Source organism: Geodermatophilus sp. SYSU D00697 (assembly GCF_054050175.1).
Genome location: NZ_JBJGYV010000001.1, coordinates 87447 through 111886 on the forward strand (window position 1 = coordinate 87447; position 24440 = coordinate 111886).

The window sequence follows — 24440 nt, forward strand, 5'->3', positions numbered from 1 at the left end:
GGCCTCAGACCAGCTCTGCGTCGGAGGCGGTCTCGGCCTCGGCCCGGGCGGCGGCCGCGGTGGCGTCGGCGACCTGCTGGTCGAGCTTGTAGCCGACGTTGCGGACCGTGCCGATCAGCGCCTCGTGCTCGGTGCCGAGCTTGGCCCGCAGCCGGCGCACGTGGACGTCGACGGTCCGGGTGCCCCCGAAGTAGTCGTAGCCCCAGATCTCCTGCAGCAGCTGCGCGCGGGAGAAGACCCGGCCGGGGTGCTGGGCCAGGTACTTGAGCAGCTCGAACTCCTTGTAGGTGAGGTCGAGCGGCCGGCCGCGGAGCTTGGCCGAGTAGCTGTGCTCGTCGATGACCAGCTCGCCGGCGGTGGTCACGCCGCTGTCGCCGCCGTCGACCGGCGTGGCGGCCGCCATCCGCCGGGCGGTGGCCCACTTCAGGCGGGCGTCGACCTCGGCAGGGCCGGCGGTGTCGAGCAGGACGTCGTCGACGCCCCAGTCGGCCGACAGCGCCACGAGGCCGCCCTCGGCGAGCACGGCGACCAGCGCCGAGGCGACGCCGGTGGAGGCGAGCAGCCCGCACAGCGTGCGGGCGCCGATGAGGTCGTGGCGGGCGTCGACGAGGACGACGTCGCCGGAGTCGCCGTCGAGCAGGCTGGACAGCTCGGGCGCCACCACGCGGACCTGGTGGCCCAGCAGCCCGAGGGCGGGCAGCACCTCGGTCGTGGCCTGGCGCGCCGCGGTCATGAGCACGAGTCGCATGTCGTCTCCTCAGGGGAGCCGGGGACGAGGAGTCGTCCGGGGGCCCACGACGGCGCTGTCGAGAGACAGCAGGATAACCGACGCGTTGCAGGGACCCTGCGTCGTGACCGATCTGCAACGAGTGACGGGAGCCACGGTCGACGGCGTGCGGCCCGCAGGCGTCGACACCCCCGGGCCCACCGCGGTGCCGGCGGCCGCCGCGGGGGTCGTCACGGGGGCCGGACACGCCGAGAGCGGCGCCCCGGCCAGCTCGTCGAGCGGATCGGGTGCTGGGTGTCTGCGACGATCGACCCGTGACTGCGGCCGCACTGCGCACGAGGGCGACGGCCCGGGGGCACCACGTCCCCGCGGCCGCCCTGGCTGCCGTTGCCACGGCGTTGCTCCTGGTGCCCGCCGAGGTCGCGGGTGAGATCGGGCGGGTGGCCGCGGTCGCCGTCCTCCAGGTCGCCCTCGTCGCCGCGTGGGTGCCGGCCACCGGCATCCCGGGGCGGGTCGGTGCGCCGCTGCTGGGCCTGGCGGCGGCCGCGGGTGCCGACGCACTGGTCGTCCTCCCGGAGCGGCCCGAGCTGGGGTCGCTCCTGGCGGTCCCGGGGCTGGGCTTCCTCGCGGCCGTGCTGCACCAGATGTCCCGCCCGGCGCCGCGCCGGGACGTCGTCGGCTCGCTGGCCGGGGTCGTGCTGCTGGTCTGCGCGGTCTCGGCCCTGGCGGTGCTGCTGCTCCTGCCGGGCGAGGGCCGGGGCGGGGACGCCGCCACGACGGCCCTGCTTGTCGTCGGGACGACGATCGTCGCCGGTCACCTCGTCGACCTGGTGGTGCTCCGGCCGACCGTCGCCCCCGGCGTCTCGCGAGGGGTGCCCGGGCTCGTGCTGTCGGTGCTGGCCGGCGCCGTCGTGGCGCTGGTCCGCCACGGCACCGCGGACCTGTTCGAGGTGCTCGCCGTCCTCACGTTCGGCCTCGGGCTCGGCGGCGTCGCCGCCCTCGTCGGGCTGGCCGCGCAGTACGCAACGGTGGAGGGCCCGCGGCGGGCCTGGGCCGCGCTGCTGGTGCAGGCGGTGCTGCCGTTCGCGGCCTGTGCCCCGGTCGCCTTCTCCCTCGTCCTGCAGGACGCGTTCTGATGCGTGCCCTGCTCGTCGTCCTCCTGCTGCTGGTCGGCCTCGCCGTCGTCGCCGACCGGGTGGGCGTCGGCGTCGCCGAGGACCGCGTCGCGCAGGTCATCGCCGAGCGCGGGCAGCTCGCCGGGGAGCCGGAGGTCGACATCCGCGGGTTCCCGTTCCTGACCCAGGCGCTGGGTGGCACCTACGAGGACGTCCGCATCTCGCTGACCGCGGCCGAGCTGGGCCAGCCGCAGGGCGCGCGGGCCGACGTCTCACTGCGCGGCGTGCACGTCCCGCTGTCCGACGTGCTGTCCGGATCGGTGCAGGAGGTGCCGGTCGACCGCATCGACGGGACGGCGACGCTGTCCTACGCGCTGCTGTCCGAGCAGCTGGGCCCCGGCACCACGCTGACCCGCGAGGGCGACGGGCTGCGCGTCCAGCGGACCGTGGAGCTGGCCGGTCTGACCGTTCCCCTGACCGCGGTGGGCACGGTCGGCCTCGACGACGGCGACCTGGTCGTCGACGTCGAGGAGGCCTCTGGGGCGGGGGTGGACCTGCCGGGCTTCCTCGTGGACGAGGCCGGTGACCTGCTGGACCTGCGCTACCCCGTGCCGGAGCTGCCCTTCGGGCTGCAGCTGACCGGTGTCACCCCGGGCGACGACGGCGTCGACGTCGCCGTGGCGGCCACCGACGCGGTGCTGCGGGGCTGACCTCCCGGGAACACCCGCCCGGCAGGCCGCGGTTGTGCGGGGCGTGGGTCCCGTCGACGTGCCGTCCGACGTCCTCGCGGCGCTGGGTGTGCGCCCCGAGGAGGCCGACCTGACCGTCGTCCAGTTCTCCACGGCCTTCTGCGGGCCGTGCCGGGCGACCCGGGCGCGGCTGCGGCAGCTGGCGGCGACGCGACCGCGGCTGGCCGCCGTCGACGTCGACGCCGAGAGCCACCTCTCCGCGGTCCGCGCGCTCGACGTCCGGAGCACGCCGACGCTGCTGTTCCTCGCCCGCGACGGCCGCCTGGTGGGACGCGCCGACCGCGCGCCGCGGGCCGGCGAGCTGGCCGCGCTGGTCGATGCGCACCTCGGGCCGGGCCCGGGCACCCGGGAGGGGTGGGACGTGTGATCCGTTACCCTCGCGCCGTGGGCATCCTGCTGACCTCACGCCGCACGGTGGACCTGTGCCGCGTCGGCAGCTGCCTGTGTCCGGCCTCCTGAGCGCTGGCCCCGCCCGCCCAGAGCCGCCCGATCGACGTGCGGGCGCACGGTCGATCCCGGCGCGGAGCGCTCCGGCTCATCCCGCCCCCACCTGAACCGTCCGGCGGGTCGACCCCGGCCCGCACCACCCGACCCGCACCCACACAGGGAGGAACACCCCCCATGAGCCGCAACGACGTGCTCGTCTCCGCCGACTGGGCCCAGGAGCACCTCGGCGCCCCCGGCATCGTCTTCGTCGAGGTCGACGAGGACACCAGCGCCTACGACAAGGGCCACATCCAGGGCGCGGTCAAGCTGGACTGGAAGACCGACCTCCAGGACCCCCTGCGCCGCGACTTCGTCAGCAAGGAGCAGTTCGAGCAGCTGCTGTCCGAGCGCGGCATCAGCAACGACGACACCGTCGTCCTCTACGGCGGCAACAACAACTGGTTCGCCGCCTACGCGTACTGGTACTTCAAGCTCTACGGCCACCAGGACGTCAAGCTGGTCGACGGCGGCCGCAAGAAGTGGGAGCTCGACAGCCGCCCGCTGTCCACCGACACCGTGTCGCGGCCGGCCACGCAGTACCGGGCGCAGGAGCCCGACACCTCGATCCGCGCCTTCCGTGACGAGGTCGTGGCCGCGATCGGCCAGAAGAACCTCGTCGACGTCCGCTCGCCCGACGAGTTCGCCGGCAAGCTGGTCGCCCCCGCCCACCTGCCGCAGGAGGGCGCGCAGCGTCCGGGTCACATCCCGACCGCGGTGAACGTGCCCTGGAGCAAGGCGGCCAACGAGGACGGCACCTTCAAGAGCGACGAGGAGCTGGCCGAGCTCTACGCCGACGCCGGCCTCGACACCGGCAAGGACACCATCGCCTACTGCCGGATCGGCGAGCGCTCGAGCCACACCTGGTTCGTGCTGCGCGAGCTGCTCGGCCACCAGAACGTCAAGAACTACGACGGTTCGTGGACCGAGTACGGCTCGCTCGTCGGCGTCCCCATCGAGAAGGGGGCCTGAGATGTGCGGCGCTCCCAAGCAGGGCGGTGCCCTGGCGGGCGTGGACCTGACGACGCAGACGGTCATCCAGGGCTCGGTGTGGCACGACGGCGCGCCGGTCGCCGGGGCCTACGTCCGGCTGCTGGACTCGACCGACGAGTTCACCGCCGAGGTCGTGACCAGCCCCGAGGGCGAGTTCCGGTTCTTCGCCGCACCCGGTGAGTGGAAGCTCCGCTCCCTGGCGCCGGTCGGCAAGGGCGAGCGCCTGGTCAGCGCCGACGTCGGCCTGAACGAGACCACCGTCGCCATCGACTGACGGAGGCACCCCTCCGGGGCCCTCCGCGACAGCGCCCGCCCCGGCAGCCGCCGGGGCGGGCGCTGTCGCGTGCTCAGGAGATGTCGGGCGGCAGCCGGTTGGGACCGGCCTCCGGCGGGCGCGGGCGGTCCTCCGGATAGGCGCGGACGGCGACGATCGCGACATCGTCCGCGCCGTCCACCGGCAGCATCCGGGCCAGCAGCGCGTCGCAGAGCTCCTCGAGCGGCACCCGGCCCAGGTCGCGGAGCGCCTCGCACAGCACCGCCAGCCCCTCGTCGAGGTCGGTGTCCCGGCGCTCGACCAGGCCGTCGGTGACCAGCAGCAGGGTGTGCCCGTCGTCCAGCTCGACCGTGTGGTCGGCGCGCGGGGCGTCGGGGTCCACGCCGATCATGAGATCCGGTCGGGTCTCCAGCAGCGTGGTCGTCCCGTCGGGCGCGAGCAGGAGCGGCGGCAGGTGCCCGGCGTTGCTCCACCGCAGCACGCGGGTGCCACGCACCGGCACGTCGGGGCGGCGCTCGACCCGCGCGAGGACCACGGTCGCCAGGCTGCTCACCGCCAGCCCGCGGGCGGCGTGCTCGGCGCGGGTCAGGGTCGCTGACGGCGGCTCGTCGTTGTCGTAGGCCAGTGCGCGCAGCAGTCCGCGCAGCTGGCCCATCGCCGCCGCGGCGTCGCTGTCGTGACCCACGACGTCCCCGATGACCAGCATGGTCGCGCCGTCGGGCTGCAGGAACGCGTCGTACCAGTCGCCGCCGACCTGGGCCTCGTGCGCGGCCGGCCGGTAGCGGACCGCGATGTGCAGGTGGTCGGGCTCCGGCGGTGGCGTGAGGAGGGCCTGCTGCAGCCGGTCCGAGAGCGCTCGCTGGGTCGCGGCCCGCGCGGCCAGCTGCTGCAACTCGGCCGCCTGCCGCTGCGCGGCCAGCCGGTCGGTGAGGTCCCGGAAGGAGACGACGACGCCGGTCACCGCGCCGTCCTCCAGCATGGGGACGGCGATCAGCTCCACCGGCACCGGCCTGCCGTCGTGGTGCCAGAAGGCCTCGTGGTCGCCGGCGACCGTCCGGCCGGTGCGGAGCGCCTGCCACACCGGGCACTCCTCCCGGGGGTAGGGGGTGCCGTCGGGGCGGACGCCGTGCATCAGGTCGTGCTGGTCCAGGCCCAGTTGCTCGGCGGCCGGGCGACCGGTGATCCGCACGGCGGCGGGGTTGACGAACTCGACCCGGCCGGCCGCGTCCAGGCCGTAGATGCCGTCGGCGACGTTGGCCAGCACGCGCTCGTAGCGCGCCACCGCGCGGGAGAGCTGCGCCTCCACCGACCGGAGGGTCGGCACGTCGTCCGCCCCTGCTCGATGGTCCTCGATGAGGCCGCCCTCCTCGCTCCTGACACCTGCTCCGGCACGCGCCGCAGCCGTCCAGCGTGCCATGCCCCGTGCCGGCGTTCCCGCCGGTGGAGGTGCGCGACCGGAGACACCCGGCAGTGCGCCGTCCGGCGTCCACGACGAGCTCCGTGCACCCGGCGTGCCCGGCGGCGGGTCGCCGTCGGCCGACTGTCGTCGGCGAGGCCGAGGACCGGCTCGGCCTCGTGGGCGGCCAGCGTCGCCTCGGCCGCCACGACCCGCTGCCGCTCCTGGGCCTTCTGCCCCTCGACAGCAGCTCCACCGGCACCGGGTGGTGACCAGCGGGTGTGTGCGCAGCACGCCGGCCAGCGCGACCTCGAACGAGGACGGGGCGGCGGTCGCTGTGACGTCTCGAACGCTGGTATGGGGTGTGACGATCTCCTGGACGCACCCGGCGGTGCCGCCGGCCCCGGGCGTCAGCCGCGGGAGAGGCCGATGAGCTGCGCCAGCTCGTCCATCGCGCGGTCGAAGTAGCGGTCGGCGTCCTCCACCGAGCCGACGAAGTGCCCGAACAGCTCGAAGCTGATCGTCCCGTAGAGCGAGCTCCAGGCCAGCAGGGCCCGCAGCCGGACGGTGTCGTCGAGGGCGGGGTGTTCCCCGCCGAGGACGGCCACCGTGTCGTCGCTGAGCAGCGTGCGGTCCCGCGCCGCCCCGGACGGCTCGGGCAGGACACCGCTGCGGGCGGCATCGCCGAGGACCCGGCCGAGGACGACGCCGACCCGGCTGGCCGCGGGGACGGTGTCGCGCGGCGCCGCGTAGCCCGGCACCGGCGACCCGTAGAGCAGGGCGTACTCGTGCGGGCGCGCCCGGGCCCACGAGCGGACGGCGCGGCAGACGGCCAGCCAGCGCTCGCGCGGCGGGGCCGCGGGGTCGTCGGCGGCCTCGGCGGCGGCACCGAGGGCGTCGTAGCCGTCGATGATCAGCCGGGTCAGCAGGTCATCCCGGCTCGGGAAGTAGCGGTACAGCGCCGACGACGCCATGCCCAGCTCCCGCGCCACCGCCCGCAGCGACAGCGCGGCGGCGCCCACCTCGGCCAGCTGCCGGCGCGCGGCGTCGGTGATCTCGGCGGTCAGCTCGGCGCGGACGCGTTCGCGGGCGGTGGGCGGCACGCCCCTCATGATCGCCCGCGCGAGCACTGTACGCAACTGCGATCACTGCTCTTGACGCCCGAACCAACGTCTGCGAGCGTGGAACGCATTCGAGAGCACCGCTCTCAGACCGACGAGGAGGTCGACATGGGACTGCACGTCATCGTGGGCAAGGGCGCCGTCGGGACGACGACCGCCGAGCTGCTGGCCGCGCGCGGGCACCGCGTGCGGGTGCTCTCCCGCAGCGGCGGCACCTCCATCGACGCGGTGGAGCACCGGCAGGTGGACGCCGCCGACCCCACCGCGCTGGCCGCCGCCGCCCGGGGCGCGGACGCCCTCTACAACGCGGTCAACCCCGCCTACCACCGATGGGCCACCGACTGGCCCCCGGTCGCCGCGGCCCTGTTGGATGCGGCCGAGCGCACCGGCGCGGTGCTGGTCACCATGTCCAACCTCTACGTCTACGGCCGGCCGACCGGCCCGATGACGCCCGAGAGCCCGCTGGCCGCCACCGACCTCAAGGGCCGGGTGCGGGTGGCGATGTGGCGCGAGGCGCTGGCCGCGCACGAGGCCGGTCGCGTCCGCGTGACCGAGGCCCGCGCCGCGGACTTCGTCGGCCCGCAGGTGCCGGCCGAGCACTCGCACCTGGTCCGGCAGCTGCCCGCCCTGCGGCGGGGCCGGCGCGCCTGGGTGGTCGGGGACCCCGACGCCCTGCGCAGCTGGGCCCACCTGCCCGACGTCGCGGCCACGCTGGCGACGCTGGGCACCGACGAGCGGGCGCTGGGCCGGGCGTGGCACGTCCCCAGCGCGCCGCCCCGTTCCCAGCGCCAGGCACTCGGCGACCTCGCCGCCGCCATGGGCAGGCCCCCGGTCCCGGTGAGCGGGATCCCGTGGGCGGTCCTGCGCGGCATCGGCCTGGTGTCGCCGGTGATGCGCGAGGTCGTCGACGTCCGTCACCAGTTCGACCAGGAGTACGTCATCGACGCCACCGCCACCACGGCCACCTTCGGGCTCACCGCCACCCCGTGGGCCGAGGTGGTGGCGGCGACGGCCGGATCGGTGCCGACGACCGCCTGAGGGAGGACCCCGTCCTCCGCAGGCTCGAGGACGGTGCCCTGGACGGGCCGTGCCGGCACGACACCAGCCGGTCCTACGGTGGAGCGCATGGTCGCTGCCTGGGTCCTCGTCACCGTGGCGTCGCTCGCCGCCCTCGGCTGCGGGTACGGCGCCGTCCGGCTCGCCGGTCGGCCGAAGGGGGCGCGTCGATGACCGACGCCACCGAGCTGCCGGTCCCCGACACCGTCGACGTCCGCTCCGGCCCGGAGGTCTCCGAGGAGCTGCTGGCGGTCCTGCCGCTGCTCGGTGAGTGGCACGGCGAGGGCCAGGCCGCCGGGGCCGAGGGCGACCACCGGTTCGGTCAGTGGATCCGGTTCAGCCACGACGGGCGGGGGTTCCTCGCCTACGAGTCGCGGACCTGGCGGCTCACCGACGACGGGCAGATCGTCGGTCCGGAGAGCCGGGAGTCCGGCTTCTGGCGGCCCCGCGGCCGCGACGACGTCGAGCTGCTGGTGGCCAGCCCCGACGGACTGGTGGAGATCTACGTCGGCCGGGCCCGGACGACGACCAGCTGGGAGCTCACCAGCGACGTCCTCGCCCGCACCCCCGACGCGCCGGACGTGGCGCGCGCCGTGCGGCTCTACGGCATCGTCGAGGGCGCGCTCATGTACGCGATCGACCGTGCGGCCGCCGACCAGCCGCTCGCGCCCACCATGTCCGCCCGCCTGGAGCGGATCCGATGACCGCAGCGCCCACCCGCCCCACCACCCCGAGGCAGGTCGCCGACCGGTACGTCGACGCCGTCTGCGACCTCGACCCGATCGTCGCCACCTCGCTGGGCACCCGTCCCGGCGACGACCGGCTGCCCGACCCCAGCCCCGCCGGGCTCGAGGCCGAGGAGCAGCTGGCCCGCGACACCCTGGCCGAGCTGGACCGGGTGCTGGCCGCGGACCCGGCACTGGCCGACGACCCGGTGGAGCGGCGCTGCGCCCGCCTGCTGCGGGAGCGGCTCGGCGCCGAGCTGGCCGCCGCCGAGGCGGGGGAGGGGCTGCGGGCGCTGTCGAACCTGACCAGCCCGGTGCACTCGGTCCGGCAGGTCTTCCTGCTCATGCCCACGGCCTCCGAGGACCACTGGGCGGTCGTCGCCCGCCGCATGGCCCGGGTGCCCGAGGCCTACCGGGGCTTCCGAGCCGCGCTGGAGGAGGGCGCCCGCCGGGGGCTGTTCGTCGCTCCGCGGCAGGTCTCCACCGTGGTCGGGCAGCTCGAGGAGTGGCTGGCCGGGCCGTTCTTCGGCCGCTTCGCCGCCGGCGGCCCCGAGGCGCTGCGCGGCGAGCTGACGGCCGCGGCGCGTGCGGCCGACGAGGCGGTGGCCGAGGTCCGGGACTTCCTCCGCGACCGCTACGCCCCGCAGGTCGAGGGGACGCCGGACGCCGTCGGCCGCGACCGCTACGCGCTGGCCGCCCGCCGCTGGACCGGCTCGGACCTCGGCGCGGGCGCCGGGCTGGAGGAGGCCTACGCCTGGGGGTGGGCCGAGCACCGGCGCATCCTCGCCGAGCAGCGCGCCGCGGCGACCGAGGTCGTCCCCGGTGTCGGCCCGACGGAGGCCATGCGCTGGCTGGACGTCCACGGCCCGGCCGTCGAGGGCGTCGAGGCCATCCGCGAGCGGCTGCAGGCCATGATGGACGAGGCGATCGCGGCCCTCGACGGCACGCACTTCGAGCTGGCCGAGCCGATCCGCCGCGTGGAGGCGATGATCGCGCCGCCGGGCAGCGCCGCCGCCCCCTACTACACCCGCCCGGCGCACGACTTCTCCCGGCCGGGCCGCACCTGGCTGCCCACCCAGGGCCGGGAGCGCTTCCCGCTGTGGGACCTGACCTCGATCTGGTACCACGAGGGCGTCCCCGGTCACCACCTGCAGCTGGCGCAGTGGGCCCTGGTGTCCGGGCAGCTGTCGACCTACCAGACCTCGCTCGGCTCGGTCGGGGCCAACGTCGAGGGCTGGGCGCTCTACGCCGAGCGGCTCATGGACGAGCTCGGCTACTTCCCCGACCCCGGGACCCGGCTGGGCTTCCTCGACGCCCAGCAGCTGCGGGCGATGCGGGTCGTCGTCGACATCGGCATGCACCTGCAGCTGCCCGTCCCCGACGACGCCGAGGGCGTGCTGGCCGACCACCGCGGACGGCCGTGGACGCCGGAGCTCGGGCGGGCGTTCTCCGGCGAGCACAGCGGCAGCAGCCCGGCCTTCCTCGACAGCGAGCTGGTCCGCTACCTGGGCCTGCCCGGCCAGGCGATCAGCTACAAGCTCGGCGAGCGGGCCTGGCTGGAGGGCCGGGAGGAGGCACGGAAGGCCCGCGGCGACGCCTTCGACCGCAAGGCCTGGCACATGGCCGCGCTGTCGCAGGGCTCGCTCGGGCTCGACGACCTCGCCGCGGAGCTCGCCGTCCTCTGAGCTCAGGGGGCGTCGAGCGGCAGCGGGTTGACCGTGTCGGCGTCCCAGGTGACCGGCTGGGTGGGGGAGGCCTCCGCCGTCTCCAGCCCCTCGGCGGCGAGGACGGCGTCGACGCAGGCCCGGCTGCCGCCGACGAAGGTGGTCACCAGGTCGATGTCGGTGGCGACGAACCACGCACGGTCGGCCGGCCACCACAGGTTGGCGCTCTGGCTGGCCGGCTCGGGGAGCAGGTTGGCCTCCGCGAGCTCCACGGGGCCGCGCAGCAGCCAGAAGGCCCGGCCGGGGAGCTCCAGGCGCGGGAGCGGCTCGAGGTGGGGGAGGGCCAGGACCTCCGCCCAGTGCGTGGACAGGCCGAACCAGCAGTCGTCGGGTGTCCCGGTGTGCCGCCGGAGGACCCGGGCGAGGGCGGCGGCGACGTGCTCGGGCAGGTGCCCGAGGGCGGGGGAGTCGTCCCACAGGGGCGACTGGTTGTCCTCGCCCAGGAACTCCATCGACCCGGTGATCGAGGTCCACTCCATGGCCGGGTGCGCGACGGTCCGGTTGGCCTCGGCCACCTCGGCCCACGACACGTCGCGGTCGTCGAGGCCCTCGTACCGGACGGCCGGGTGGAAGACGCGGGCGTGGGCCGCGAAGACCGGCGGGACCAGCGCGGCGACGGTCGCCGCCTCCTGCCCGCGCACGGCCGCGGCCACCCACGCCGCGGCGGAGACGTCCGTCTCGGCGTCGGCCTCCCTGCCCGTCCCGCCGGCGACCACCCGCGGACCTCCCCCGGAGAACGGACAACCCCCGGGCTGCTCCGCGGCGCTGACCCTGCTGGGCAGGGGAGCTGCACGCGGGCCGACTGGACAAGTGTCGGCGGCCCGGGGGTCGGGTGACTGTCCGGTTCTCGCTCGCCGCCGTACGACGGACGGGCGATCTGCCGTCGCTCAGACTGTCGTCTGAACGGGCGGCCCATCTGGACGGCGGCTAGCGGACAGCCACCTCACGAGTCCGATAAGCATGCAAAGTTCGGACCACCTCCCTTCTCGTGTACCTCGACGGTACGTCGGGGGAGCGAGGGTCGGCAACGCGGATTCTCAGCTGTCAGCGGAATCACCGACGGTGCGCCCAGGCGGTGAGCTGCCGCGCCAGTCGGGGTCGTGCTCGGCGGCGTCGTCGACGGTGCGCACCTGGTAGACGTCGGGGATGCCGTCGGCGTCCCGGTCCGCCCGCTCCTCCTCGAACATCCGCCGGTAGCGGCGGTTGCGCAGGCGCAGGATCACGGTCGCGAACAACGCGGCGAGGACCGTCCCGGTGAGGATGCCGACCTTCGCGTGGTCGTAGGTCGGCGAGCCGAGGCCGTAGGCCAGCTCGGTGATCAGCAGCGACACGGTGAAGCCGATGCCGCCCAGCAGCGCCAGGCCCACCACGTCGGGCCAGCCGAGGTTCTCGTCCAGCTGGGCGCGGGTGAATCGGGACACCAGCCAGGTCGCGGCCGTGATGCCGATCGCCTTGCCCGCGACCAGGCCGACGGTGATGCCCACGGCGACGCTGTCGGTGACCGACGCGGCCAGCCCCGAGAGCCCGTCGACCGCCACGCCCGCGGAGAAGAAGGCGAACACCGGGACGGCGACGCCTGCCGACAGCGGACGGATGCGGTGCTCGAAGTGCTCGGCCATCCCCGGTCCGGCGTCCGGACCGCCGGCGGCCTGGCTGCGCACGACGGGCACGGTGAAGGCGAGCAGCACGCCGGCCACGGTCGCGTGCACCCCGGACTCGTGCACCAGCACCCAGGTCACGGCCGCCAGCGGGAGCAGCAGCCACCATGAGCGGATGCGCTTCTGCACGAGGAAGGCGAACACCGCGAGCGGCACCAGCGCCAGCAGCAGCGGGACGACCGAGAGGTCCTCGGTGTAGAAGACCGCGATCACCACGATCGCCAGCAGGTCGTCGACGACGGCGAGGGTGAGCAGGAAGGTCCGCAGCGCGCTCGGCAGGTGGGTGCTGATCACCGCCAGGACGGCGAGGGCGAAGGCGATGTCGGTGGCCGACGGGATCGCCCACCCGCGCAGGGCGCCGTCGTCCCGGCCGAGGTTGAGGAGCACGAAGAACAGGGCGGGCACGGCCATGCCCCCGATGGCGGCGGCGACCGGCAGCGCGGCGCGGCGGGGGTCGCGCAGGTCGCCGGCGACGAACTCCCGCTTGAGCTCCAGGCCGGCGACGAAGAAGAAGATCGCGAGCAGCCCGTCGGCAGCCCACGTGCCGAGGGTCAGGTCCAGGTGGAGGGACGCCGGGCCGACCCGGGTGTCGCGCAGCGACTCGTACGCCTCCGACCAGGGCGAGTTGGCCCAGGCGAGCGCGATGGCGGCGGCGGCGAGCAGCAGTGCCCCACCCACCGTCTCCTTGCGGAGGACCGAGGCGATCCGGCTCGCCTCGGTCCAGGAGCCACGGCCGAAGAGCCGGGGGGAGGTGGGGGTCGTCACGAGGCGGCTCCAGGGGGAGGGGTCGGGTCATGGACCTGCCGACCAGACTTCCCGGCGCACCTGCCGGAGACCCTACCGGGCGCCTCCCCGAGCGGGACGGCGGCCGGGCGCACGCTCCGTACAGTGGGCGCCGTGACAGCCCGCTCCACGCCCGGTCCCTGGAGCAGCCGGTGAGGCTCGCCGAGCTCGCCGGTCGCCGGGTCGGTGTCTGGGGCCACGGCCGCGAGGGGCGCGCCGCCGTCCGCGCGGCTGCGGCCGCCGGTGCCGCCGGTGTCGTCGTGGTCGACGCGGCGCTCCCCTCGGCCGAGGACCTGCCGCCGGGCGCCGAGGCCGGCACCGACGTCGCAGCACTGGCCGGCTGTGACGTCGTCCTGCGGTCCCCGGGCATCAGCCCCTATCGCGAGGACGCCCGGGCGCTGGCCGCGCGCACGACGATGGCGTCGGGCACCGGGATCGCGCTGGCGGAGTTCGCCGCGCGGTCGGTGCCGACCCTCTGCGTCACCGGCACCAAGGGGAAGAGCACCACCAGCGCGCTCGCCGCCGCCGTCCTCACCGCCGCGGGGCGGCCCGCGGTGCACGCCGGCAACATCGGCACGCCGCTGCTCGACGTCCTGCTGGACGGGGTCGTCACCGACGGCACGTCGCTGGTCGTCGAGGTCTCCAGCTACCAGGCGGCCGCGGTCGACGGCTTCTCCGGCTTCGGTGCGGTGACCTCGCTGGCGCCCGAGCACCTCGACTGGCACCGCACGGTCGAGGCCTACTACCGCGACAAGCTGCACGTCTTCGCCGACTGCGGCCCGGCGACGGTGGTGGTCGGCGGGCAGGCCCGCGGGACCGCCGAGCGGTATCTGGACCCGGTGGTGCTCGTCGACCCCGCCGACCTCGTCGCGGAGGACGAGCTGGCCGGCTTCCGGCCGGCGCACCTGCCGGGGCTGCACAACGTGGCCAACCTGCACGTCGCGCTCGCCGCCTGCGTGCGGATGGGCGTCGACCTGGGGGGCTCCGGGGAGGCCGTCCGCCGGGCCGTGGCCGACTTCCGGGCGCTGCCCCACCGGCTCTCCCCGGTCGCCACGCGGGACGGCGTCACGTTCGTCGACGACACGCTGAGCACCACACCGGTGTCGGTGCTGGCCGCACTCGACGCGTTCGCCGGGCAGCACGTGACCCTGCTCGCCGGCGGACAGGACCGCGGCCTGGACTACGCCGACCTGGCCCGCGCCGTCGTGGCCCGCGGCGGCTCGGTGCGCGTGGTCACCGTCCCCGACACCGGCGCCCGGCTGGCCGCCGACATCCGCGCCGACGCGGCCCGCACCGGGGTCGCGGCACCGGTCACCGAGACCGCGTCCCTGGACGAGGCGATCGCCGAGGCCCTGCGGACGGCGCCGCGCGGCGGGGTCGTGCTGCTCTCGCCCGGCGCCCCCAGCTACAACCGGTACCGCAACTACGAGGAGTTGGCACGGACCTATGAGCAGATCCTCCTCGACGCCGGAGCCGACCGTGTCTGACCCCGGAGCGGATGCGGCCTTCGTCGTCGCCGAGCGCTCGCTCGACCCGGCCACCGGGGAGGCGGCGTTCACCTACTCGCTGGCCGGTGACGAGTTCACCGAGCGGCTCACCCTCGACCGCGAGCTGCTGACCGCCGCGGACCCCGCGCGCCTGGACGCCGCCCTCGACCTGGTGCACCTGGTCATGGGCACCAGCTACTACAAGCTGCGCGCGCCCGGCCGCATCGTGGTGCGGCGACCGGTCACCAAGGCCCAGCTCGCCGTCGCCGAGGCCGCCTACACGCACGGCCTGGGGGAGTTCGCCGCGGTCAACCGGCTGCCCGTGCCGCACGAGGTGGCCTGGGAGGTCGAGCTGCGGTCGGCCGACCCGGTCCCGGCGAACGTGGGCGGCCGCGGCGCGCTGCTGCCGGTCGGCGGCGGCAAGGACTCCGCGCTCGCGCTCGTCGTCGTCAGCCCGGCCACCGCCCTGGCGATCAACCCGACCGACGCCCAGCGGGACGTCACCCGCGCCGCGGGCGTGCCGCTGCTCGGCGTGCGCCGCCGGCTGGACCCGCTGCTGGCCGAGCGGACGGCGGCCGGCGGGCTCAACGGGCACGTGCCGGTCACCGCGATCAACTCGGCGATCTCCACGCTGGTGGCCGTGCTGGGCGGGTTCGACCCGGTGGTCTTCGCCAACGAGCGGTCGGCCGACGAGGAGACCCTGTCGGTGGACGGCGCGCGGGTGAACCACCAGTACTCGAAGTCCTACGAGTTCGAGCGGTTCTTCGCCGCCGCGGCCGCCGAGGTGGGAGTCGGGTACTTCAGCCTCACCCGGCAGCTGTCGGAGCTGGCCACGGTCGCCGCCGTGGCCGCCCTGCCCGGCCTGCGCGACGAGATCCTCAGCTGCAACCGCTCCTACACCCAGGAGCACCTCGGCGGCGAGGCCACCCAGCGCTGGTGCCTGCACTGCGACAAGTGCCTGTTCACCTTCCTCTGCTTCGCGGTGTTCCTGGAGCCGGCCGAGGCGACGGCGATGTTCGGCGGCAACCCGCTGGAGGACCTCTCCCTGGTCGACGGCTTCCGCACGCTGTGGGCCACCGAGAAGCCGTTCGACTGCGTGGGGGAGCGGGCCGAGAGCGCCGCGGCCATGGCGCACCTGGCCGGCAGCACGGTCTGGGGCGGGTACCCCGTCGTCCGGGCGCTCGGCGGCGAGGCGGCGTCGTTCGCCGCGGTCACCGGCGCGACCGTCGAGGGCTTCCTCGAGCCGCGGGGGGAGCACGCGGTCCCCGAGCAGCACCTCGCCACGCTGCGGCGGGTGCTCGCGGAGGCCCGCTCGCCGGTGCGGTGAGCTCCGCCACCGGGGTGGAGGCGCGGCTGGCGGCGGTCGAGCGCGCGGTCCTGCGGCCCGGCGCCCGCGACGTCAGCGGGCTCGGCGCCGCCGTCGCCGGGCAGCTCGCCCGCCTGGCCGGCAGCCTCGCCGCCGCCGGGGAGGTCCGCTCCCGGGTGGGCCTGGTGACCGGCGTCCACATCGCGTGGGCGCCCCGCCCCGCGGCCGAGACCGACGGGCCGGTGGGGACGGCGGTCCTCGCGGCGGCGCTGGCCACGCTGGGTGCCGAGCCGGTGGTCGTGACCGACGAGCCGTGCGCGGAGGTGACCGCCGCCTGCCTGGGTGTCCTCGGCGCGGGACGGCTCACGGTCGTCCCCGCGGAGGACGACGAGGCCGCGGTCGCCGGCCGCGTCGACGGCCTGGGTCTGTCGCACCTGGTCGCCGTGGAGCGCCTCGGGCCCAACGCGCAGGGCCGGGTGATGACGATGCGGGCGGTGGACATCACGCCGTCCACGGCTCCGCTGCACGCGGCGTTCACGCTCCCGGGCCTGGTCACCGGCGCGGTCGGCGACGGCGGCAACGAGATCGGCATGGGCAACGTGCCGGCCGACGTCGTCGCGGCCTGCATCGCGAACGGGGAGCGGATCGCCTGCCGGGTGCCGGTCGACGCGCTGGTGACCGCGGGCACGTCCAACTGGGGGTGCTACGCGCTGGTCGCGGCGCTCGCCGTCCTGGTCCCGCGGCGCGGCCCGGAGCTGCGCACGCTGCTCGACCCGGCCGTGGACGCCGCGGTGCTGCACGCCGCCACCGCGGCCGGCGGGATCGACGGCGTGACCGGCTCCCCGGGCGCCTCGGTCGACGGCGTCCCGGTGCCCGCCTACGCCGACCTGCTCGCGGACCTCCGCGACCTGGCGCGGGCATAGGCTCCACCGCGTGGCCGACTCGCACCGCACGGAGCTCGCCGCGCCGCTGGCCGAACGCCTGCGGGCCCGCGGCCTGCGGCTGACCACCCAGCGCCAGCGGGTGCTCGCCGCCGTCGCCGCGATCGAGCACGCCACCCCCGAGGCGATCAGCGCGCGGCTGCGGGAGGAGGCCGGCCCGGACGGCGCCGCCCCCGACACCTCCACGGTCTACCGCACCCTGGAGCTGCTGGAGCGGCTCGGCCTGGTGTGGCACACCCACCTCGGCAAGGGCGCGCCGGTCTACCACGCGGCCGAGCACCCGCACGTGCACGTCGTCTGCCAGGGTTGCGGGGAGATCTCCTCGGCCGACCCCGGGCTGCTGGACTCCGCCGCGGAACGTCTCGCGGCCGATCTGGGTTTCCAGCTCGACGTGGGGCACGTGGCGCTCTCCGGGACGTGCCGCGCCTGCCGCGAACGAGCCGACCAGGAGAAGCCATGACCACCGCGCCGTCCCCCCTGCTGTCCCTGCCCGGCGCCGTCGCCGTCGAGGACGGCTCCGTCGCGGCGCACTACGGCGACCCGCTGCGCGAGCAGCGCGCGCTCGCCGAGGGCGCCGGCCTCGTCGACCGCAGCGACCGCGACGTGCTGGCGATCCCCGGTGCCGACCGGCTGAGCTGGCTGCACAGCCTCACCACCCAGCACCTCGACCGGCTCGCCGAGGGCACCGGCACCGAGGCGCTGGTGCTCTCGCCCAACGGGCACGTCGAGCACCACCTGGTGCTCGCCGACCTGGCCGGCACCACCTGGGCCGACGTCGAGCCGGGCACCGGCGCGGCGCTGCAGACCTTCCTCGACCGGATGCGGTTCCTGCTGCGCGTCGAGCCGGCCCTGGTCACCGGGGAGTGGGCGCTGCTGTCGCTGGCCGGGCCGCGCGGGGACGCCGTCCTCACCGCCGCCGGGCTGCCCGTGCCGGCCGGCCCGTACGAGGTCCTCGCCCTCGACGGCGGCGGCTGGGTGCGGCGCGTGCCGCCGATCGGTGAGGGCGCACCGGTGGTGGACCTGCTGGTGCCCCGAGCCGAGGTCGCCGCCCGCGCCGACGCGCTGGTCGCCGCCGGCGCGACCCCCGCCGGCCTGGACGCGTACGAGGCGCTGCGGGTGGAGGCCCGCCGGCCGCGGTTCGGCGTCGACACCGACCACCGCACGATCCCCAACGAGACCGGGTGGCTGACCACCGCCGTCCACCTGGACAAGGGCTGCTACCGCGGCCAGGAGACGGTGGCGCGGGTGCACAACCTGGGCCGGCCGCCGCGGCGGCTGGTGCTGCTGCACCTCGACGGGCTCAGCGAGGAGCTCCCGCAGCCGGGCACCCCGGTGCTCGCCGGCACCCGCGAGGTCGGGCGGGCCGGGACCGTCGTGCGCCACCACGAGCTCGGCGCGGTCGCGCTGGCGCTGGTGAAGCAGTCGGTGAAGGCAGAGGCCGACCTGAGCGTGGGCGGCGCGCGGGCGTCGATCGACCCCGACGACCTGCCGGGGGAGCTGGACGACACTCGGGCGGCGGCGCGGGAACGTGTGCGGGCCGTCCGTTCTGCGACGATCCCCCGGTGAGGGTGACGCGCTCGTGAGCATCGCAGCGAGCGACGGAGCCGACAGGGAGTGAGCATCGAGCGAGCGCCAGCGAGCGAGGCGCGGAGCGACCGCGGAGGCGACCCGGTGCGGAGCGAGCGAGGAGCGGAGCGAGTGCGGAACCGAGCCAGGAGGACACGGTGAGCTCCGGCACCCTGATCACGCTCGCCCCCACGGGGGCTGAGTCCGCGAAGGCGGACGTCCCCGCGCTGCCGGTGACCGTCGACGAGGTCGTGGCCACCGCCCGCGACTGCCAGGCGCTCGGCGCCGCCGTCATCCACCTGCACATCCGGGACACCGAGACCCGGCCGACCCTCGAGCTGGGCCGGGTGCGCGAGGTGGTCGCCGCCGTCCGGGAGGCCACCGACCTGGTCGTCCAGCTGTCCACGGGCGGCGCGGTGACCGACCCGTTCGACGCGCGCCTGGCCGTCCTCGACGCCGAGCCCGACGCCGCCTCGCTGTCGCTGGGCACGGTGAACTTCGGCCGCGACGTCTTCAGCAACCCCTGGGACCTCATCGTCGAGCTGCACACCCAGATGCAGCAGCGCGGCGTCGTGCCGGAGTACGAGGTCTTCGACCTCGGCCACCTGGCGACCCTGGCCCGGCTGCTGGACAAGTACGGCCCGCCGCACGGCGGTCACGTGCACGTGGACTTCGTCATGGGCGTCCCCGGCGGCATGCCCGGGACGACGCAGGCGCTGGCCGCCTGCCTGCCGCTCCTGCCCCCGGGCGCCTCGTTCGCGGCCACCGGGGTCGGGCGCACCTCGGTGCCGGTGATGCTCGCGGCGCTGTCGGCGGGGGGGCACCTGCGGGTCGGCATGGAGGACACGCTCACCTACGCACCGGGCGAGCCGGTGCGCGACAACGCGCAACTGGTGGCCCGCGCGGCGGGGTTGGCCCGGATCGCCCAGCGCCCGCCGATGAGCATCCCGGACGCCCGCGCGTTCCTCGGCATCTCCCCCCTTCCCGTGGAGGCTTCTTCGTGACCCCCGAACCCACGCCCGCCGGTGGCGCCGCCGTCGACGCGCTGCTCGACCCCGGCTTCCTCGAGGCGGCGGTGCAGCGGCCGATGGCCGACGTCCGCCGGCTGCGCCGCCAGGCGGAGCAGGAGGAGGTCAACCTCTCCTACACGCGCCGGCTGCTGCAGGGCCGGCTCGACATCGTCCGGCGCGAGCTCCAGCGGCGGGCCGAGGACGACGGCCGGTCGCTGGTCGACCTGCTGCCGGAGATCCTGGCCGAGAAGGGGCGGGGCCCGGCGCACGGCCTCGGCCGCCACCAGACGGTGCAGCCGGCCGCGCCGGAGGAGTACGAGTCGTGGGTCAACGCCCTGACCCCGGGCGTCGACCTCTCCGCCGTCCCCGAGCTGACCGACGGCGAGCTGGAGCGGGCCGCCCGGGCGCTGGCCACCGCGGAGAGCTCGCTGTCCGAGCGCCGCCGCGGCGTGCAGCAGGTGATGGACGGCCTGGCCGCCGAGCTCGCGCGGCGGTACCGCAACGGCGAGGCCGACGTGGCCGCCCTCTTGGCCGACGAGGGCCGGTGAAGGACCAGGCTCCACGGCACGCCTCGCAGGCTCGGCGCGGACCCCTGGAGCCAGGCCGTTCCAGCACCTCGCCAGGGTGGCCGGAGAACCCCGTGCTGGCCGAGGTCTGGCGATCCGGGTTCCTCGAGTCGGTGCACCGGGGTGCGCTGGTCGTCGTCGGCCCGGACGGCGGCGTGCTGTTCTCCGCGGGGGACGTCGACCGGCTGGTGCTGCCCCGCTCGGCGAACAAGCCGGTGCAGGCCACCGCGATGCTCGCCGCCGGCTGGACACCCCGCTCCGGTCAGGAGCTGGCCATCGGGGCCGGCTCGCACACGGGCGAGGACGGCCACCGGGAGCTCGCCGCCGCGATCCTGGCCGCCGCCGGCCTGGGCCCGGACGACCTGGGCTGCCCGCCGGCTCTCCCGTCGGACGAGGGGACCCGGGCGGCCTGGCTGGCCGCGGGCCGGGAGCCCGAGCGGCTGGCGATGAACTGCTCCGGCAAGCACGCGGCGATGCTGGCCGCCTGCGTCGCGGCCGGCTGGCCGACCGAGGGCTACCTGGAGCGCGAGCACCCGCTGCAGCAGGCCGTCGAGCGGCGGCTGGGGGAGGTGGCCGGGACGCCGGTGGCGGCGGTCGTCGTGGACGGCTGCGGTGCCCCCCAGCACGCGCTGCCGCTCACCGGCCTGGCGCGCGGGGTGTCCTCGCTGGTCGAGGCCGCACCCGAGACCCGGGAGCGGTCGGTCGCCGACGCCATGCGCGCCCACCCCTGGTTCGTGGCCGGGACCGGCCGCGACGACACCGAGCTGATGCGCGCCGTCGAGGGGCTGCTGGTCAAGGTCGGCGCGGACGGCGTGCACGTGGCGGCGCTGCCCGGGCGCGGGGCGGTGGCCCTCAAGCTGGACGACGGCGGGGAGCGCGGCCGCACGCCGGCCCTGTGCGCGGGGTTGCTGCGGCTCGGTGTCCCCGCGGAGCAGCTGGCCCCGTTCGCGCGCACCGCGGTGACGGGTGGGGACGGCGTGGTCGGTGAGGTCTGCTCGGCCGCCGTCCTGCGGGGTTGAGCCGAACGCCGGACGTGTGAGGCGGCTCACGGCCTGGTGCTAGCAGAACCGCTTGCAACTGCTAGCACCGCTGGTTAGCGTCGTATCCGTGCAGACGCCCGGCGAGTTCGTCCGTGAGCAGGTGACCACGGTCCGCGAGAAGGTGGACCAGCTCGCGGGCAGCGTCGCGGAGACGGTGGCCGCCGAGCGGTCCAAGGTCTCGGCGACCAGCTCGCAGGTCGGCAACTACATCCGGGAGCAGCGCAGCGCGGCCCGGGTGTCCCTGCGCGAGCTCGCCCGCACCGCCGGCGTGAGCAACCCGTACCTCTCCCAGGTGGAGCGGGGGCTGCGCAAGCCCTCGGCGGAGATCCTGGCCGCCATCGCCAAGGGCCTGAAGATCTCGGCCGAGACGCTCTACGAGCAGGCCGGGATCCTCGACCGCCGGTCCGGCAACCCGGACACCGTCGCGGCCATCCGGTCCGACCCCTCGCTCTCCGAGCGGCACAAGGCGGTCCTGCTCGAGCTCTACGAGACCTACGTCCGCGAGCACGCCGCCAGCGAGCCCCCCGCACCCACCTCGACCCCGACCCCCAGTTCCTCGAAGGAGTCCGCATGACCGCCACCGACACCCTCAAGAAGGCCGGCCGGACCGTCGTGGTCCAGCAGAAGACCGCCCTGCTGGCCGCCGTCGGCGCCGGCGACCTCGCCGTCGAGCGCACCCGCGCCGCAGTCGGCACGCTCCGCTCGCGGGCCGAGGCCCTGCCGGGCGAGGCCCAGGTCCAGGTCGACCTGGCCGCCAAGGAGGCCCGCACCCGCGCCAACGAGGCCGCCAACCGTGCCAAGGACGCCGTCCAGTCGGCCCGCACCACCGCCGAGCACGTCGCCTCCGCCGTCCGCCCGGACGCGGTCGTCACCACCGTGTCCGGCCTGGTGAGCACCGCCCGCACCCAGGCCGTGGCCACCATCGAGACCCTCGCCCTGCGCGGCGGCAAGGTCGTCGACGAGCTGCGTCGCCAGCCGGCCGTCCGGAAGGTCGTCTTCCGCGCCGAGCGCGCCGTGGACGCCGTCGAGGACCGTCTCGAGGACGTCCTCGAGGAGACCGCCGAGGTCGTGTCCGAGGCCTCCGACGAGGTGACCTCGGTCGTCCAGAAGACCGCCGCCAAGACCGCCAAGGCCGTGGACGCGGCCGAGGAGAAGGCCGCGCAGGCGGCCGACTCGGCCAAGGCCGCGCTCGAGGAGACCGCCGAGGTGCCCGCCCCGGCCAAGCCGGCCAAGAAGAGCTCGGCGGCCCGCAAGAGCACCAAGGCCACGACCACGGCCCGCGTGAGCCGTACCCGCACCGCCAAGACCGACGCCTGAGGAAGGACCACCCTCCCGCCCACGCCTCGCAGGCTCAGGCGGAGGGACCCTGAAGGCTGGCCGTTCCAGCACGTCACCAGGGCCCCGGAGCGCACCCGCGCTCCGGGGCCCTGTGCTGTCCAGCGGCCCCGATGGGGTTGCGCACGACCGCGGACGCCGCTGTCGCGGGTACCCTCCGGGCATGCTGTCCTTCGACGGGGTCATCTACCTCGGGCTGTACTACGGGGCCCTGGCGCTCACCGCGTACGCCCTCGTCGACGCCCTCGTCCGGCCCGCCGCCGGCTACGTCGCGGCGGGCAAGCTCACCAAGCCGGCCTGGGCCGCGATCACCGGGCTGGCCCTGCTGGTCGTCTTCTGGCAGGGCCCGATGAGCTTCCTCGGCCTCCCGGCGATCATCGCCGCGATCGTCTACCTGGTCGACGTCCGGCCCGCCGTCCGCGGCCTGCGCCGGGGCGGCAGCAGCTGGTGACCGTCGGTCAGTAGCCGCGGTCCGCGGGCATGACGACCCACAGCACCAGGTAGGCCACGAACTGCGGGCCGGGCAGGATGCACGAGAGCACGAAGGCCAGCCGCAGTCCGGTGACCGACAGGCCGTAGCGCCGGGCGATGCCCGAACAGACTCCCGCGATCACCTTGTTGCGGGTGTCGCGGCGCAGGGGTGGGCGAACAGGCGAGGTCATGCGCCCGACCCTACGGTCGCAGCGTGCTCCTGCGGGCGGTTCCGGGCGAACGTCACCGAGGCCGACGGGTCAGACGCGCTGACCGAGCGCGCCTCACCGGCTGAAGACGCCCTCCGGCGGCTCCGGTGAGGCCACGGCGTCGATGTCGTGCACCGGCTGCGCCCGCCCGGCGAAGCGGTCCAGTTCCGCGCCTTCGACCACCCGGCCGGGCATCGGGTCGGCGGCGCAGCGGCGGACCAGCGCGGCGATCGGCAGGTCGGCGTCGGACCCCACCGCCACCAGGTTCCCGAAGCGCCGGCCCTTGAGGGTCCCCGGCTCGGCGAGCAGGCAGACGTGCGCGAACACGGCGCGCAGCGTGGCCACCTGGGCGCGGGCGAAGCGCAGCGGCGGGCCGTCGGCGACGTTGGCCGCGTACACGCCGCCGGGTCGCAGCACCCGCCGGGCCTGGTGCGCGTACTCGACGGTGGTCAGGTGCGCCGGGGTGCGGGCGCCGGCGAAGACGTCGCTGACCACCGCGTCGGCGCTGCCGGTCGGCAGCGCCTCCAGCCCGGCGCGGGCGTCGGCGGCCCGGACCCGGACCCGTGCCGCGCGGGGCAGCGGCAGGTGGGCGCGCACCAGGTCGGTGAGCGGCTCGTCGATCTCCACCACCCGCTGCCGGGAGCCCGGCCGGGTCACCGCGACGTAGCGCGGCAGGGTCAGCGCGCCGCCGCCGAGGTGGACGACGTCGATCGGCCGCCCCTCCTCGGCGGCCAGGTCCAGCACGTGTCCCATCCGGCGGACGTACTCGAACTCCAGGTGGGAGGGGTCCTCGAGGTCGACGTGCGACTGCGGCGTCCCGTCGACCATCAGCACCCAGGAGCCGTCCCGGTCGGCGTCGCCGAGCAACTCGGCCACCCCGCCGTCCACGGGCGTGGGGCCCGGCGGGACCACCTCGGGCACGGGGCGTCGGCTCATCGGCCGCGCAGGAGGGCCTCGGCGGCCGGATCCCCGCTGACGGAGACCTCGGCCGGGCGGCCCCACAGCCGCCGGAGCAGGGCCTCGGCGGTCGCCTCGAGCCGGGCGTCGGCGTCGCCGGTCCCGTCGCTGACCGCCACCGCGCCCCGGTCGACCTGCACCGACCACGCGCGGCCGGTGTCGGTGCAGTGCACCGCCACGGTCGCCGTCGAGGTGCGGAGCGGGTCGGTGTGCGCCCAGCGGGGGACGACGACGCGCAGCAGCTCGTCGACGCCGTCCTCGGCCAGCTCCGGGTCGACCGCGGTGACGGGGACGCCGGCGGCGACCTCGAGGTCCATCCGGTGGACGGCGTGCTCGTGCGCCTGCCGGCGGACCCAGGAGGCGGCCACCTGCTCCGCGGCGGGGCTCATGTGCCAGGCGGGGGAGTCCGGCGGCGTGGTGCGCAGGGCGTGCACCAGGTCGGCGTGGCCGGCCGCGTACCAGTCGAGCAGGTCCTCGTCCGGGGGCTGCGGCGGGGCGGCCGGGCGCTCGGTGGACCCCGCCCGCACGATCGCGGTGGCCCAGCGGTGGACGGCGCCGAGGTGGCCGACCAGGTCGCGGACGGTCCAGGCGGGGACCCACGGGACCGGGGAGTCCAGGCCCGGCGCGGCGGTCAGCCCGGCGTCGACCTCCCGGGCGAGGAGGCCGAACCGCTCGCCCTCCTCGACGACGGCCTCGATGCACCGCTGCCCGAGCGCCCCGCTGATGGCCACGGCGGTCATGGTGCCCG

At 75.8% G+C, this 24440-nt stretch carries 27 protein-coding genes; 19 read left to right on the plus strand and 8 right to left on the minus strand.

From position 1 onward, the window contains the following. Positions 1-4 precede the first annotated feature (4 nt). Entirely contained in the window at positions 5-748 is a 744-nt protein-coding gene (locus tag ACI79C_RS00415; protein WP_456943637.1) for a winged helix-turn-helix transcriptional regulator, read from the minus strand. 293 nt (positions 749-1041) lie between these two features. Here ACI79C_RS00415 and ACI79C_RS00420 point away from each other — a divergent pair, with 293 nt between their 5' ends. From ACI79C_RS00420 to ACI79C_RS00440, 5 genes are all read left to right on the plus strand, one after another. Next, a complete protein-coding gene (locus ACI79C_RS00420) occupies positions 1042-1863 on the plus strand; it encodes a hypothetical protein (RefSeq protein WP_456943638.1) in 822 nt (273 codons plus the stop codon). Beyond that, positions 1863-2552, plus strand: a complete 690-nt coding sequence (locus ACI79C_RS00425) for an LmeA family phospholipid-binding protein (protein ID WP_456943639.1) — start codon at positions 1863-1865, stop codon at positions 2550-2552. The genes ACI79C_RS00420 and ACI79C_RS00425 overlap by 1 nt, the downstream gene beginning before the upstream one ends. Positions 2553-2595: 43 nt before the next feature. Beyond that, positions 2596-2958, plus strand: coding sequence for a thioredoxin family protein (locus ACI79C_RS00430; RefSeq protein WP_456943640.1), 363 nt, complete (start codon positions 2596-2598; stop codon positions 2956-2958). A gap of 254 nt (positions 2959-3212) precedes the next feature. Continuing rightward, complete coding sequence (locus ACI79C_RS00435) at positions 3213-4046, plus strand: sulfurtransferase (RefSeq protein WP_456943641.1); 834 nt, start codon at positions 3213-3215, stop codon at positions 4044-4046. Position 4047: 1 nt separating this feature from the next. After that, a complete protein-coding gene (locus tag ACI79C_RS00440; RefSeq protein ID WP_456943642.1) occupies positions 4048-4341 on the plus strand; it encodes a DUF1416 domain-containing protein in 294 nt (97 codons plus the stop codon). Between the two features lie 73 nt (positions 4342-4414). On the opposite strand, the gene ACI79C_RS00445 is transcribed toward ACI79C_RS00440, so the two are convergent. After that, positions 4415-5665 carry a PP2C family protein-serine/threonine phosphatase gene (locus ACI79C_RS00445; protein WP_456943643.1) on the minus strand — a complete coding sequence of 417 codons (1251 nt, stop codon included), beginning with the start codon at positions 5663-5665 and terminating at the stop codon, positions 4415-4417. 482 nt (positions 5666-6147) lie between these two features. Continuing rightward, entirely contained in the window at positions 6148-6840 is a 693-nt protein-coding gene (locus ACI79C_RS00450) for a TetR/AcrR family transcriptional regulator (protein ID WP_456943644.1), read from the minus strand. Between the two features lie 126 nt (positions 6841-6966). Between ACI79C_RS00450 and ACI79C_RS00455 the strand changes: the two genes are divergently transcribed. The 3 genes from ACI79C_RS00455 (at position 6967) to ACI79C_RS00465 (ending at position 10324) form a co-directional block, all read left to right on the plus strand. After that, positions 6967-7896, plus strand: coding sequence for an NAD-dependent epimerase/dehydratase family protein (locus ACI79C_RS00455; RefSeq protein WP_456943645.1), 930 nt, complete (start codon positions 6967-6969; stop codon positions 7894-7896). A 188-nt stretch (positions 7897-8084) separates the two neighbouring features. Further along, entirely contained in the window at positions 8085-8618 is a 534-nt protein-coding gene (locus ACI79C_RS00460) for an FABP family protein (protein ID WP_456943646.1), read from the plus strand. Then, the gene (locus ACI79C_RS00465) at positions 8615-10324 is read left to right on the plus strand and encodes a DUF885 domain-containing protein (protein ID WP_456943647.1); all 1710 of its coding nucleotides are present in this window, start codon (positions 8615-8617) and stop codon (positions 10322-10324) included. Before ACI79C_RS00460 ends, ACI79C_RS00465 begins: the two co-directional genes overlap by 4 nt. A gap of 2 nt (positions 10325-10326) precedes the next feature. On the opposite strand, the gene ACI79C_RS00470 is transcribed toward ACI79C_RS00465, so the two are convergent. Together ACI79C_RS00470 and nhaA are read right to left on the minus strand one after the other, a co-directional pair. Then, positions 10327-11079 carry a hypothetical protein gene (locus ACI79C_RS00470; RefSeq protein WP_456943648.1) on the minus strand — a complete coding sequence of 251 codons (753 nt, stop codon included), beginning with the start codon at positions 11077-11079 and terminating at the stop codon, positions 10327-10329. Between the two features lie 321 nt (positions 11080-11400). Continuing rightward, positions 11401-12786: a Na+/H+ antiporter NhaA gene (gene nhaA, locus ACI79C_RS00475; RefSeq protein ID WP_456943649.1), complete on the minus strand. Its 1386-nt coding sequence runs from the start codon at positions 12784-12786 to the stop codon at positions 11401-11403. Positions 12787-12956: 170 nt separating this feature from the next. Here nhaA and murD point away from each other — a divergent pair, with 170 nt between their 5' ends. The 11 genes from murD (at position 12957) to ACI79C_RS00530 (ending at position 22506) form a co-directional block, all read left to right on the plus strand. Then, positions 12957-14291, plus strand: coding sequence for a UDP-N-acetylmuramoyl-L-alanine--D-glutamate ligase (gene murD, locus ACI79C_RS00480; RefSeq protein ID WP_456943650.1), 1335 nt, complete (start codon positions 12957-12959; stop codon positions 14289-14291). After that, on the plus strand, positions 14284-15618 hold the full coding sequence (locus ACI79C_RS00485) for a hypothetical protein (protein WP_456943651.1): 1335 nt from the start codon (positions 14284-14286) through the stop codon (positions 15616-15618). Before murD ends, ACI79C_RS00485 begins: the two co-directional genes overlap by 8 nt. Then, positions 15615-16520, plus strand: coding sequence for a glutamate cyclase domain-containing protein (locus ACI79C_RS00490; RefSeq protein WP_456943652.1), 906 nt, complete (start codon positions 15615-15617; stop codon positions 16518-16520). Before ACI79C_RS00485 ends, ACI79C_RS00490 begins: the two co-directional genes overlap by 4 nt. Positions 16521-16530: 10 nt before the next feature. Then, on the plus strand, positions 16531-16998 hold the full coding sequence (locus tag ACI79C_RS00495) for a Fur family transcriptional regulator (protein WP_456943653.1): 468 nt from the start codon (positions 16531-16533) through the stop codon (positions 16996-16998). Continuing rightward, positions 16995-18104, plus strand: a complete 1110-nt coding sequence (ygfZ, locus tag ACI79C_RS00500; RefSeq protein WP_456943654.1) for a CAF17-like 4Fe-4S cluster assembly/insertion protein YgfZ — start codon at positions 16995-16997, stop codon at positions 18102-18104. The genes ACI79C_RS00495 and ygfZ overlap by 4 nt, the downstream gene beginning before the upstream one ends. Before the next feature lie 158 nt (positions 18105-18262). Continuing rightward, positions 18263-19108 (plus strand): 3-keto-5-aminohexanoate cleavage protein, encoded by an 846-nt coding sequence (locus ACI79C_RS00505; RefSeq protein WP_456943655.1) that lies wholly within the window; start codon positions 18263-18265, stop codon positions 19106-19108. After that, on the plus strand, positions 19105-19662 hold the full coding sequence (locus tag ACI79C_RS00510) for an RsiG family protein (protein ID WP_456943656.1): 558 nt from the start codon (positions 19105-19107) through the stop codon (positions 19660-19662). Before ACI79C_RS00505 ends, ACI79C_RS00510 begins: the two co-directional genes overlap by 4 nt. 92 nt (positions 19663-19754) lie before the next feature. After that, complete coding sequence (locus ACI79C_RS00515; RefSeq protein ID WP_456943657.1) at positions 19755-20699, plus strand: asparaginase; 945 nt, start codon at positions 19755-19757, stop codon at positions 20697-20699. An 88-nt stretch (positions 20700-20787) separates the two neighbouring features. Further along, complete coding sequence (locus ACI79C_RS00520; RefSeq protein ID WP_456943658.1) at positions 20788-21294, plus strand: helix-turn-helix domain-containing protein; 507 nt, start codon at positions 20788-20790, stop codon at positions 21292-21294. After that, on the plus strand, positions 21291-22037 hold the full coding sequence (locus ACI79C_RS00525; protein WP_456943659.1) for a hypothetical protein: 747 nt from the start codon (positions 21291-21293) through the stop codon (positions 22035-22037). The genes ACI79C_RS00520 and ACI79C_RS00525 overlap by 4 nt, the downstream gene beginning before the upstream one ends. Before the next feature lie 181 nt (positions 22038-22218). Continuing rightward, on the plus strand, positions 22219-22506 hold the full coding sequence (locus ACI79C_RS00530; RefSeq protein ID WP_456943660.1) for a DUF2516 family protein: 288 nt from the start codon (positions 22219-22221) through the stop codon (positions 22504-22506). A 7-nt stretch (positions 22507-22513) separates the two neighbouring features. Here ACI79C_RS00530 and ACI79C_RS00535 read toward each other — a convergent pair whose 3' ends face one another. From ACI79C_RS00535 to ACI79C_RS00545, 3 genes are all read right to left on the minus strand, one after another. Beyond that, entirely contained in the window at positions 22514-22717 is a 204-nt protein-coding gene (locus ACI79C_RS00535) for a PspC domain-containing protein (protein ID WP_456943661.1), read from the minus strand. Positions 22718-22810: 93 nt separating this feature from the next. Beyond that, on the minus strand, positions 22811-23656 hold the full coding sequence (locus ACI79C_RS00540; RefSeq protein ID WP_456943662.1) for a spermidine synthase: 846 nt from the start codon (positions 23654-23656) through the stop codon (positions 22811-22813). An 11-nt stretch (positions 23657-23667) separates the two neighbouring features. Then, positions 23668-24432 (minus strand): maleylpyruvate isomerase family mycothiol-dependent enzyme, encoded by a 765-nt coding sequence (locus ACI79C_RS00545; RefSeq protein WP_456943663.1) that lies wholly within the window; start codon positions 24430-24432, stop codon positions 23668-23670. Positions 24433-24440: the final 8 nt, after the last annotated feature.